Source organism: Nitrospira sp. Vd2 (genome assembly GCF_979581665.1).
In genome coordinates, this window is the sequence record NZ_CEFZSK010000023.1 from 21,129 (window position 1) to 32,096 (window position 10,968).

17 protein-coding genes are annotated in these 10,968 nt (G+C 60.1%); 11 read left to right on the top strand and 6 right to left on the bottom strand.

Going from position 1 to position 10,968, the window contains the following annotated elements; genetic code table 11:
• The first annotated feature begins 1 nt into the window (after window position 1).
• Together AC1U7K_RS11040 and AC1U7K_RS11045 are read left to right on the top strand one after the other, a co-directional pair.
• Window positions 2–277, top strand: a complete 276-nt coding sequence (locus AC1U7K_RS11040; RefSeq protein WP_480251356.1) for a DUF5069 domain-containing protein — start codon at window positions 2–4, stop codon at window positions 275–277.
• On the top strand, window positions 274–756 hold the full coding sequence (locus tag AC1U7K_RS11045; protein ID WP_480251333.1) for a GlcG/HbpS family heme-binding protein: 483 nt from the start codon (window positions 274–276) through the stop codon (window positions 754–756). Before AC1U7K_RS11040 ends, AC1U7K_RS11045 begins: the two co-directional genes overlap by 4 nt.
• Before the next feature lie 94 nt (window positions 757–850).
• Here AC1U7K_RS11045 and AC1U7K_RS11050 read toward each other — a convergent pair whose 3' ends face one another.
• The 4 genes from AC1U7K_RS11050 to AC1U7K_RS11065 are packed head-to-tail and all read right to left on the bottom strand — an operon-like array spanning window position 851 to window position 4,068.
• Window positions 851–1,579 carry a TPM domain-containing protein gene (locus tag AC1U7K_RS11050; RefSeq protein ID WP_480251334.1) on the bottom strand — a complete coding sequence of 243 codons (729 nt, stop codon included), beginning with the start codon at window positions 1,577–1,579 and terminating at the stop codon, window positions 851–853.
• 14 nt (window positions 1,580–1,593) lie between these two features.
• Window positions 1,594–2,364: a hypothetical protein gene (locus AC1U7K_RS11055; protein ID WP_480251336.1), complete on the bottom strand. Its 771-nt coding sequence runs from the start codon at window positions 2,362–2,364 to the stop codon at window positions 1,594–1,596.
• Window positions 2,361–3,650, bottom strand: coding sequence for an FAD-dependent monooxygenase (locus tag AC1U7K_RS11060; RefSeq protein WP_480251337.1), 1,290 nt, complete (start codon window positions 3,648–3,650; stop codon window positions 2,361–2,363). Before AC1U7K_RS11060 ends, AC1U7K_RS11055 begins: the two co-directional genes overlap by 4 nt.
• Before the next feature lie 37 nt (window positions 3,651–3,687).
• Window positions 3,688–4,068, bottom strand: a complete 381-nt coding sequence (locus AC1U7K_RS11065; protein ID WP_480251338.1) for a hypothetical protein — start codon at window positions 4,066–4,068, stop codon at window positions 3,688–3,690.
• Between the two features lie 223 nt (window positions 4,069–4,291).
• Here AC1U7K_RS11065 and thiS point away from each other — a divergent pair, with 223 nt between their 5' ends.
• The 9 genes from thiS (at window position 4,292) to AC1U7K_RS11110 (ending at window position 10,088) form a co-directional block, all read left to right on the top strand.
• Window positions 4,292–4,492: a sulfur carrier protein ThiS gene (gene thiS / locus AC1U7K_RS11070; protein WP_480251340.1), complete on the top strand. Its 201-nt coding sequence runs from the start codon at window positions 4,292–4,294 to the stop codon at window positions 4,490–4,492.
• The gene (gene cysK / locus AC1U7K_RS11075) at window positions 4,489–5,418 is read left to right on the top strand and encodes a cysteine synthase A (protein WP_480251342.1); all 930 of its coding nucleotides are present in this window, start codon (window positions 4,489–4,491) and stop codon (window positions 5,416–5,418) included. The genes thiS and cysK overlap by 4 nt, the downstream gene beginning before the upstream one ends.
• 196 nt (window positions 5,419–5,614) lie before the next feature.
• A complete protein-coding gene (locus AC1U7K_RS11080) occupies window positions 5,615–6,430 on the top strand; it encodes a HesA/MoeB/ThiF family protein (protein WP_480251344.1) in 816 nt (271 codons plus the stop codon).
• An 84-nt stretch (window positions 6,431–6,514) separates the two neighbouring features.
• Window positions 6,515–7,756 (top strand): threonine synthase, encoded by a 1,242-nt coding sequence (thrC, locus tag AC1U7K_RS11085; protein ID WP_480251357.1) that lies wholly within the window; start codon window positions 6,515–6,517, stop codon window positions 7,754–7,756.
• A complete protein-coding gene (locus AC1U7K_RS11090) occupies window positions 7,753–8,025 on the top strand; it encodes a ubiquitin-like small modifier protein 1 (protein ID WP_480251345.1) in 273 nt (90 codons plus the stop codon). Before thrC ends, AC1U7K_RS11090 begins: the two co-directional genes overlap by 4 nt.
• Before the next feature lies 1 nt (window position 8,026).
• A complete protein-coding gene (locus AC1U7K_RS11095) occupies window positions 8,027–8,266 on the top strand; it encodes an NIL domain-containing protein (protein WP_480251347.1) in 240 nt (79 codons plus the stop codon).
• Between the two features lie 109 nt (window positions 8,267–8,375).
• On the top strand, window positions 8,376–9,179 hold the full coding sequence (gene moeB, locus AC1U7K_RS11100) for a molybdopterin-synthase adenylyltransferase MoeB (protein ID WP_480251349.1): 804 nt from the start codon (window positions 8,376–8,378) through the stop codon (window positions 9,177–9,179).
• Between the two features lie 8 nt (window positions 9,180–9,187).
• Window positions 9,188–9,673, top strand: a complete 486-nt coding sequence (locus AC1U7K_RS11105) for a M67 family metallopeptidase (RefSeq protein ID WP_480251351.1) — start codon at window positions 9,188–9,190, stop codon at window positions 9,671–9,673.
• Between the two features lie 88 nt (window positions 9,674–9,761).
• Window positions 9,762–10,088, top strand: coding sequence for a hypothetical protein (locus AC1U7K_RS11110; RefSeq protein WP_480251352.1), 327 nt, complete (start codon window positions 9,762–9,764; stop codon window positions 10,086–10,088).
• Window positions 10,089–10,260: 172 nt separating this feature from the next.
• Here the strand turns inward: AC1U7K_RS11110 and AC1U7K_RS11115 are convergent, their stop codons facing one another.
• On the bottom strand, window positions 10,261–10,470 hold the full coding sequence (locus tag AC1U7K_RS11115; RefSeq protein WP_480251353.1) for a hypothetical protein: 210 nt from the start codon (window positions 10,468–10,470) through the stop codon (window positions 10,261–10,263).
• Between the two features lie 68 nt (window positions 10,471–10,538).
• Window positions 10,539–10,733 (bottom strand): hypothetical protein, encoded by a 195-nt coding sequence (locus AC1U7K_RS11120; RefSeq protein ID WP_480251354.1) that lies wholly within the window; start codon window positions 10,731–10,733, stop codon window positions 10,539–10,541.
• Window positions 10,734–10,968 lie beyond the last annotated feature (235 nt).

Sequence of the window (10,968 nt, forward strand, 5' to 3'; positions counted from 1 at the left end):
AATTTTCAGCGCCGTACGGGATCGATCGGATGATCAGGTCGTGCAATGGTTCCTCGCGACAGCGCGGCCCCATACGGCCGACGAAATCGAAGCATGGAATCAAACAATGCTCTCGCTGGCTCCGGATAGCCCCGAGAAGTGGGAGTACTTCATCAAGACGCGAGATTCTATTGATGCCACCCGCACCGATATCACCACGTGGGCCGACCTTCTCGATCTCGAGGAAGGGCGGCCCGTGCCTCGCCGTCAACCAGCGACAGCAGGAGAACGACGATGATCATTCGCTCGGCATTGGGCTTCCTCCTTTTTTTCGCGACAACGGGCGCCGCCGAGGAATTGCTCCGTGAAGCGACCCTGCCCCTCTCACTTGCCATGAAAGCAGCGACGGCGGCATTGGACAAATGCAAGCAGGACGGCTATCGCGTCAGTGTAGCGATCGTCGATCGTGCGGGTGTCGTACGGGTGCTCCTGCGAAGCGACGGCGCCGGCCCTCACACAATTGACAGCAGCAGCAAGAAGGCCTACACGGCCGCCAGCCTGCGCCGCCCTACCAGCGAGTTGGCTGAATTGATGGCGAAGACGCCGACCCTGCAGGCCCTCCGCGATATGAACGAACGAATTTTGATTCTCGGTGGAGGGATGCCGATCGAAATCGGCGGCGAGGTGCTCGGCGCGATCGGCGTCGGCGGCGCACCGGGAGCCCATCTCGACGACGCCTGCGCGAGCGCCGGGCTGGAGGCGTTGAAGAGTCGTTGAACGAGAGCAATCCAATCGTTAAACCGCCTTCGTTAGCCGGACGAGCGAAAAGATCTTGGGATTCGTGCAGCTTTATTGACGGTCCCCGTACGGACTACCGAAGGTCATCACCTCCTGTTACCCCACCGAACCCGCCGAAGTTTCCTCCGAACCCGCCTTGGCCGGTTGCCCAGTACTGACCTCGGTGGAGACGGCGAAACGGGTGGCGGAGGTCCGGCCGGCTGATCCACCACAGAAAGACCACAGCCCCGAGAAACGTTAACACGGTGAGGACCGTGCCCAGACCCTTTAGGTGTCTGTGCGCAGTCTCGCCGACCCGAATCTCCTGCATCTGGGCCGCGAGCGCCACCGTCGTCCTGTAGAGGCCTTCGCCGAATCGGCCATCGCGAAAGGCCGGATCCAAATACTGCCGACCGACATCGAGAATGAGGGGTTGTGTGATCCTCCCGACGAGTCCTTTCCCGACCGTTACGGCGGCTTGCCGCTCCTCGATCGACGCAAGGAGGAGCAGGCCGTGTTCTTTCTGGGCGGAGCCGACTCCCCACCGCTGATAGATGGCCGAGGCGTAATCATTCGCCGAACGAAACGCGGCCAGACTAGGAACGGTCACCACCACCATTTCCACACCAGTCTTCCGCTCCAAATCCTGGCAGACCGAGCGAATGCGGGCCTTCCAATCGGGATCGAGGACGCCGGCATGGTCGCTCACGTAGCCCAGCGGTTCGGGAAGCGAGGGGCGGTCGGATAGCGTCGCAGTCGCTATCGCGACGCCGAAAACGAGCATGAGGGCCAGCACAGCCCACAACGATAGGCCTCGCAGCATTCACGAACTCCATCTCATTGACGGTTTTCTCTGAACAGCCGTTCTACGCTATCGGCCGCGGCGGCGATGGCCCCGATATACCGTTCGTACAGCCGCGGCAATTCGGCAGGACCCGGCGAGAGGATGCCGCGTTTGAAGCGCCACACTTCCTCGAAGATGTCGCTCTCGATTGCTGCTTGGCGCTTGATCTCGGCAAGGAGATGCTCAGTCTCTCGTGGAGGCGTGCCCGCAAGCGCGCGGATGACGCCGCGAAACGCGGTGAGTAACCCGGTCAGGGAGAGCGGCAACAAGATCGCCATCACTTCCGTGCTGCCTCCACCTTCCAGGAATCGTTGGCGGAGCCGGACGAGATTGCCCCTCACTTCCTGTTCGCATTGGAACATCAGCCGATCACGATCGAGCGGGCGGTCGACGAGCGCGTCTCTCCCATTGAGTACGATGTGGTAGTCGAGCAGATCGCCATATTCCAGCGGAAAGACGCGCGGCCACTCGCTCAGATCGGCCTCGGTGACGAGCAACGGGGCGACGATTCGCTCGCGGCCCCATCGTCGATGAGCCTTCGCATACTTCGTGAGAGCGTCAGGATCGTGCCGCTCCAATAACCCGAGAACGTTCAAGTTCGAGCGCCCTTCAAGATACTCGCCGCGCGCAGCGCTCCCGTACAGCATTAAACCGAGGAGCGAGGGGCCGAAACAACGGCCGATCTCTTTGACATACCGGCGAAGGGTGTCGCGTACCTCCTCGGGGAGCTGCGAAAGGATTGGATCAGAAGGAGCGATGCTCATCGGCTCGCCGCCGCCACGTCAGCCGGAAGTCGATCGGCAGAAGGGTCGGGGAGCAGGCTGGCGGCAATCAACCGATCGAGAAAAGTAAACGGCGGTGTGTCGCGTAAGCCGGCGGTCGTCATCAATACCTGGTAGCGCAGACGACGGTTCTGGTCCAGTGTCCGGAAGACGCGATCGCGGAGAAGCGCCAGGAGTCGGTTGCCGGTATTCCAGAAGATTACCTGCTCGTCGGCTACGCGCTGGAGCATCTCCACGTGCGGCCGCCGTCGACGCTCATACATTTTTAGCGTGGCGGCGCTCCAGTCCCCTGTCTCGCGGCATGTGCCGATGACATCGGCGAGCGTCATCGCATCCTTCATCGCCTGCATCCGGCCCTGGGAGGCGTGCGGATTCATGGCATGGGCCGCATCACCGATCAAGGCCAGGCCGTCGAGCACCCACGTCGCCGCACGGACACGCCCGGTCGGCATGTAGGCGGTCTGCTTCCAATCGAGCAGGTTGGCGAAGAGTGGCGCGAGATCCGACGCGATCGCCGTCCATTGAGCGCGAAGGGCGGCAAGGCCGGCGGCCTTCATCGCCGGCATCGAATCGGCGGGAATCATATAGAAGGCGTAGACCTTGCGATCGGAGGCGGGAAAGAGCCCAAGAATCGACCGGCGCCCGACGTAGTAGCGCGACTCCGTGAAGCTCGCGTCCGGCGCATCGAGCAGGGCGATGAGATAGCCTTCGCTGTACCGATGCATGCGGGACGAAATACCGGCCGCCTCGCGCACTCGCGAGAGAGGACCATCGGCCCCGACCACGAGACGCGCATGCACGGTCCATCGTGCTCCATCTTTTTCGGCTTCAACGCCGATCACGGCGCCGTCTTGCCGGAGCAACCGCGTGAAGGTCGTTCCGTAGCGAAGCGTCCTCGGCGCTGTCTGCTCCAGCTCCTGCAAAATCACGTGATGCGCGGCATTTGGCATCGTCACCACTGCACGGTTGTACGGTGGCGGCAACATCCCGTAGTCGATCGTGCAGAGCCGGTCCCCCCCGGCTTTCAAGAAATGAAAGAGCCGCACGGACCGCACCGCGTCGGCCGGCAGCTTTTGGAGCACGCCGAGTTCATCCAGGATCCGCTGCCCGTTGGGCTGAAGAATTTCGCCCCGCAGACCGGTCGGCGGGCCCGGTGCCTGCTCCAGCACCATCACCGGGATGCCGCGCTGCGCCAGCGCAAGGCCAAGGACAGCGCCACCGCTGCCGGCGCCGACAATGACGATCTCGGTGTCTTCCTTCATGAGCATTCACGCGCACCTGTCGATCAGGCGCGCTTCATTGCCGTCAGTCGACGTCAAACGCCATCTTAAAATGCTCATCCGCCTCGGCCCACGCTTGCGGAGAGGTTCGGCTGAGCCAGTCACGCAGGTATTGCTTCTGTTCGGGAGTCAGCATGTTCTTGATCTGGTGCGTGCGACCCTGTAACGGTTGGAGAAATCCCGTCCGTTTGGCGACATCGAGAACCGCCGTCCGCACATAGACGTTGGTGTACGCCGTTGGCGGCTGGTCGTCTTTCCCCTCTCCTTGGATCCAGACCGAAATGAACTTGTCGAAATTCAGCCCCGCACTATCCATGGCGGGATCGGTATCGTGAAACAGCTCGTTCTCGGTCTCTTTGAGCGGCGTCGCATCCTGATAGCGAAACATCACGTTGTGCTTCCACATACCTCTTCCCTATTCCCTCGTGCCTCCTCACAACCTCTGCGACCGAAAAAAGGTTGTTATGGTGCGGGGAAGCGCGCATCAGTGTCAAGAGGCGCGACGGCAGACAAAGACCGCTGGATCATCGCGAAAAGCGTCGGATGTCTTTGACTGCCATTGACAAGCGATCAATGCATTTGTTAGCGTGTGGAATTCCTTTACTTGACGCCGACTTGCGGGGTTCTCCATGGTCGTGAAAATCAACGGAAAACCTGAAGAGGTCCATGGCACGACCGTTCTGGATCTCCTCAAGGCCAAGAACATCGACCCTCACATGGTCGCCGTGGAGCTGAATTCCACGATGATCGAACGCGATCATTTGGGCACGACGGCGGTAAAGGAGGGCGATAGCTTGGAATTTCTTTTCTACATGGGAGGAGGCCGTTGACGCATCCCGCTCATAAGGAAGTCACCGAGCTCATCGGCGATACGCCGCTGGTTCGTCTGAACCGGCTTTCGCCGGAGGGCGGCGCGGCGATCTATGCCAAGGTCGAGTCGTTCAATCCGGGCGGCAGCGTGAAGGATCGCATTTGCCTGAACATGATCAATGAAGCCGAACGGCAAGGCCGGTTGAAGCCCGGTGGCACCATTGTTGAGCCGACGAGCGGCAATACGGGGATCGGGCTCGCCTTGATCTCCGCAGTCCGAGGCTACAAGCTCATTCTCGTCATGCCGGAGAGCATGAGCATGGAGCGGGCGAGCCTCCTCTCCTCTTACGGGGCGCAGCTCGTTCTGACCGCGGCGTGGGAAGGGATGAAAGGCTCGATCAAGGAGGCGGAAAGCATCATTGCGCAGAACCCGTCGTACTTCATGCCCGATCAATTTTCAAACGCCGCCAATCCGGCGATGCATCGCGAAACGACGGCCGTTGAGATTTGGCAGGCTCTCGGCGGTCGGTTCGATGCGTTCGTCGCGGCGGTCGGCACAGGCGGCACGATCACCGGGTGTGGAGAAGTGTTCAAAGAGCGAAATCCCAAAATCAAAGTGATGGCCGTGGAGCCGGCCGGCTCGCCGGTTCTGTCCGGCGGCGATCCCGGCCCGCACAAGATTCAAGGCATCGGTGCCGGATTCGTTCCCAAGGTGCTCAATCGCTCGATCCTCGACGGGGTGATCACCGTCACCGATGATGAGGCGTATCAGACGGCCAAACTGCTCGCCAAGAAGGAAGGCCTCCTCGTCGGGATTTCGGCAGGGGCGAATGTCTTTGCCGCCCAAAAGGTCGCGCGCGAACTCGGACCAGGAAAGACCGTCGTCACGATTCTGCCCGATACGGGCGAGCGGTATATCAGCATCGAGAAGTACTTCAACATTTAACCCTACATTATTGAATTGGAAGGATGCTCAAAGAGGCGATCCAACGAGGCCGCGGGCGAAGTCAAAGCCGGAGGCGTATGGGTTCTCACCCACCCACCCCGAGCTGCCAAGACAGCTCTCATCCCGTGAGGGCTACGTTGAGGACTTTGACGAGCCGAGAACGAAGTTGGGCGCCTTTTTCAGCATCCTTTTGAACATGGAATTCACCGAAGCGCAGATCAATCGCTACAGTCGGCACATTCTTCTGCCTGAAGTGGGCGGCAAGGGGCAGAAGAAGATCGCCCAAGCGCGCGTGCTCATTGTCGGCGCCGGAGGTCTCGGGTCGCCGGCGGCCTTCTATTTGGCGGCGGCCGGCGTCGGCACCATTGGCTTGATCGATAGCGACGTCGTCGATCTCTCCAATCTTCAGCGCCAGGTGCTCCACCATACGGTCGACGTCGGGCGACCGAAGGTGCTCTCTGGGAAAGAGAAAATCGAAGCGCTCAATCCGGACGTCAATGTGATCATGTACGAAGACCGGCTGACGGCGAAGAACGCACTGGAGCTGTTTCGGGATTACGATCTTGTCATCGACGGCGTTGACAACTTTCCCGCCAAGTTCCTGATCAACGACGCCTGTTTGTTTGCCGATAAGCCGCTCGTCCACGGCGGTATTCTCCGCTTCGACGGCCGGGTGTTCACGATCATTCCGAAACAGTCGGCCTGTTACCGCTGCGTCTTCAAGCATCCGCCGCCGCCCGGTCTGGTCGCGAGCTGTCAGGAAGCCGGAGTGATCGGCGTCCTTGCAGGTTTGATCGGCACGCTGCAGGCGACCGAGGCCTTGAAGCTCATCCTGAAGATCGGACGGCCATTGACGGACCACATGCTGGACTTCGATGCCCGGCGCACCGCGTTTCGCGAGATCAAGATCAAGCGCAATCCGCGCTGCCCGCTGTGCGGCGACCAACCGACGATCACGGAACTGTTCGATCACGAGCCGGAAACCTGCGCGGTGCGGCAGGTTGAAGTCTAGGCTGAGGCTCCAAGTTTGGTCGCTCTTACCTTGAACCTCAACCTTGACCTCAGCCTCGTGTGTTGGTGAGGTGACCCTATGAAGATGAAAGCACTCGTCTGTCGGGAATGCGGCAAGGAATATCCGACCACGGCCATCCACGTCTGTGAAATGTGCTTCGGCCCGCTGGAGGTGAAATACAACTACGAGGAGATTCGCGCGTCGATCTCGCGAAAGAAGATCGAACAGGGCCCGCACAGCATGTGGCGGTACGTCGACCTCCTCCCCATCGAAGGATCGGCGACGGTGGGACCGCATGCCGGCTTTACGCCGATGGTGCGTGCAAGAAATCTCGGTGCCTATCTCGGTCTCGACGAGCTGTACATCAAGAACGACACGGTCAACCATCCAACCCTGTCCTTCAAGGATCGGGTCGTCGCCGTGGCGCTGACTCGCGCGCGCGAGCTCGGGTTCGAAACCGTGGCCTGCGCGTCGACGGGAAACTTGGCGAACTCGGTCGCCGCGCATGCCGCCGCCTCGAACATGAAGTGCTACGTGTTCATTCCCGGTGACTTGGAAGCGGCCAAGGTGTTGGGCAACTTGATTTACCGCCCGAACGTGGTCGAGGTCGAAGGCAACTACGACGACGTCAACCGACTCTGTAGCGAGATCGCCGCCGAGCATCGGTGGGCGTTCGTGAACATCAACATCCGGCCCTACTATGCCGAGGGCTCTAAGACGCTCGCGTTCGAGACGGTCGAGCAGTTGGGCTGGCGCGCGCCCGATCAAGTCGTCGTGCCCATGGCGTCCGGCTCGCTGCTCACCAAAATCTGGAAGGGCCTGAACGAGATGCGGACCGTGGGCTTGATCGACCACGTGCCGACGAAGCTGAACGGGGCGCAAGCGGAAGGCTGCTCGCCGATCGCGACCGCCCACAAGGCCGGCCGCGACTTTTTCAAGCCTGTGAAGCCGAAGACGATTGCCAAGTCGCTCGCGATCGGCAACCCGGCCGACGGCTACTACGCGTTGAAGGCCACGGCCGAGAGCAAGGGCGCGATGGACGCGGTGACGGACGAAGAAGTGGTCGAGGGCATCAAATTGCTGGCGCAGACAGAAGGCATTTTTGCGGAGACTGCCGGCGGCGTGACGATCGGCGTGCTTCGGAAGCTCGTCAAGCAAGGTGCGATCAGGAAGGGCGACGTGACGGTGGCCTACATTACCGGGAACGGGCTCAAAACCCAGGAGGCGGTCATCGATTCGGTGGGACGCCCCGTACGAATCCAGCCGAGCTTGTTGAGTTTCCAACAGACGTTCAAGATGGGGCAACATGGAGGCGGCGACGCATGATCAAGGTCAGAATTCCGACCCCCCTTCGCACACTCACGAAGGGGCAAGGCGAACTCGAGGTGAAGGGAACCAGCATCGGGGAAATGATCGACAATCTCAACGCGTCGCATCCAGGCATGAAGGACCGCCTCTGTGACGAGAAGGGCGAGCTGCGGCGGTTCGTGAACGTCTACGTCAACGAAGAGGACATCCGCTTCTTGAACGGCAAGGATACGGCGTTGAAAGACGGCGACGAGGTGTCGATTGTTCCCGCGATCGCGGGAGGCTGACATGCCAAGCCTACGATTTCACATACGGTTTCCGGAAGAGAAGATCAAGGAGCCGATCATTTATCAGATCGGCCATGAATACAAGGTCGTGACGAACGTCCGACGGGCGGACGTCCGTGAAACGACGGGATGGATGGACGTGGAATTGACCGGCGACACGGCGGAAATCGAGCGCGCGGTCGCCGGCCTCAGGAAGAAGGGCGTCCTCGTCGATCCGATTGAATTGAACGTGGTGGAGTAATGAAGACGTTGGGTCAGTTGAGTCCGTTTACTGAAGCAAAGCCTATCCGGTGGGCTTCACACGGACAAAACGGAACTAACGGACAACGGACCAAACGGAATTCCTGAGCATGGACTTTACCGACTCACAGATACAGCGCTACAGCCGGCACATTATCTTGGCGGAGGTCGGCGGCAAGGGCCAGAAGAAGCTGGCCCAGGCCAAAGTGCTCGTCATCGGTGCCGGCGGACTTGGCTCGCCTGCCGCCTTGTATCTCGCCGCTGCCGGTATTGGAACGATCGGCCTGGTTGACGGCGATGTCGTCGATCTCTCGAACCTGCAGCGACAGATCCTTCACACCACCGCCCGCGTCGGTGTACCGAAGGTCGAATCCGGTCGTCAGATGCTGTCGGCGCTCAATCCCGATGTGACGGTGAAGACGTACCAGGAGAATGTTTCCGCCGACAACATCATGCGCCTGCTGCACGACTACGACATCATCCTGGACGGCTCCGACAATTTTTCCACGCGCTTCCTGGTGAACGACGCCTGCTTCTTCGCTAAGAAGACGTTGATCTCCGGCAGTATCTTTCGCTTCGAAGGTCAGCTCACGACCATCAAGCCCCATCAAGGTTATCCCTGCTATCGGTGTCTCTATCCGGAGCCGCCACCAGCGGGGCTCGTCCCGAATTGCCAAGAAGCCGGAGTGCTCGGGGTCTTGGCGGGCACCATCGGCGTCCTGCAAGCATCAGAAGCGATCAAGGAAATCCTTGGACTGGGTGAAACGCTCGCCGATCGATTGCTGATCTACGACGCGCTCGAAATGAAATTCCGCAAGTTGGCACGGCCGAAAGATCCCGAGTGCCGGCTCTGCGGCCCCCACCCGACCATGACGTCGCTGCTCGGCGACTATACCGTCTCCTGCACGATCTAACGTTGCAGATGCCGGCGGCGGTGCTCACCATCCCCCAAACCATCGTCGACGAGATGGTGGCACATGCGCGGAAGCTCGATCCGTTCGAGTGCTGTGGACTCTTGGCGGGGACCGAGGGCACGATCAGCCGACACTACCCGATCACCAACACTGTCGCACACGACGACCAAGCCGTGGAGGTCTTCGATCAGGCAAACGTCAAGCAACTCGGCGATCTGTCCGAGACGGCGCGAGCCGAAGTCGCCTATTTCATGGACCCACGGGAAATGTTGGCGGCGTTTAAGGACATGAGGTCGCGTCAGTTGGAGCTGGTCGCGATTTATCACTCCCATACCCGTTCTCCGGCCTATCCATCGATGACGGATGTTGGGCTCGCCTACTATCCCGACGCGGCCTACATCATCATCTCCCTGGAGCACCCAAATGCTCCCGACATCAAGGCCTACTGGATCAGAGATCGCAAGGTCACACCGGCCACGCTTTGCACCGCGTGATCTTGCAGAAGAAAGGGCTGGCACGCGCAATCGAACGATGACATAATTTGCCATTCATTCATCATCCACTCATTACGAGGAGGCACCCGTGAGGATCATCATTGGTCATCTCGTGTTCAGTGCGCTCGCCTTACTCGTCTCTGCTTTTCCCGTGCGCGCCGAAGACAAAAGCTTTTATAGCCCCATCGTGTTCATCGACAAGGAGAAAGGATACATCGTGATCTCGAGCAGCGGGAGCGTCTTTCCGGTGGAGGCGAGCGATGCGGCCAAGCCGCATCTCGAAAAGCTCCCCGTCTCCGGCATGATCGACATCGTCGCCGAGATGCGACCGGGCAATGCGCCGTTATTGAAGAGCTGGAAGCTGATGAGCGGGGAATCGACCTGTAAGCACTTCGACGGCAAGACGTGCCGTTGAAGAGTCCAATCAAAATGGGAGGCTGTTCAAATGGCCCAAGGCGAGGCCGCAGCCGAGTCAAAACTGGAGCTACGTTGAGGATTTTTGACGACGTGAGAACCACGGGGAAGGGGCGCGTCTTGGCGCGCCGCGGGTAGGGCGGGTGAAACAGGCTGGGTCATTTTCAACAGCCTCACTCCGAGCTGCCCAGCATGTCATCGATCAAAGGCCGATTGATGTCGCTGCAGCCGGGACAGATCGTATCGAACAGGGCTTCGTGATCGGCGACGAAGTTTCGGCCGTCCACCAGTCGCTCGGCGATCACCTGATCGTAACAGGTGTCGCAGAGCATCATCAGGCCGCGCATCACCCCCACCGTTTTTCGTCCCGCACTACTCGGCATGGTATTCGCTACTTCTTGGTTGTGAATCGAAACGACCGCACTTGACGATATTCGCTTAACGCTCGGCCTTACACGCTGCCCCGCTGCTGCGCGACCCAGAAATCCTCGGCTTCCAGCTCGATGCCGCAACGCGGGCACTCATAGGGTGTGTCAGGCGGCGGCACGCGCAACTCCTGATCTTCGATACGACCGCGGCAGACGTGGTACCAATGTCCGCCCGCGTGCTCATTGTCCAGCGGATCATATTCGAACTTCAGAACCATCGCTCGCTTTCACCTTACCTCGGCCGTCAATCGAGTATACCGACTGCTCTCATCCACGGGCAACCGGGTATGCGAGACGCAACGACAATTAGATGGCAACAAGGGCAACATGAGTAGAGACAACGCTGCAGGATGTTCAAAAAGTCCGTCTATTTCACCCGCCCACCCCGAGCCCGCCACGACGGGCTCTTTTCCCGAGCTGTACGTTGAGCCTCCGAGTGATGCGAGGTGCGCG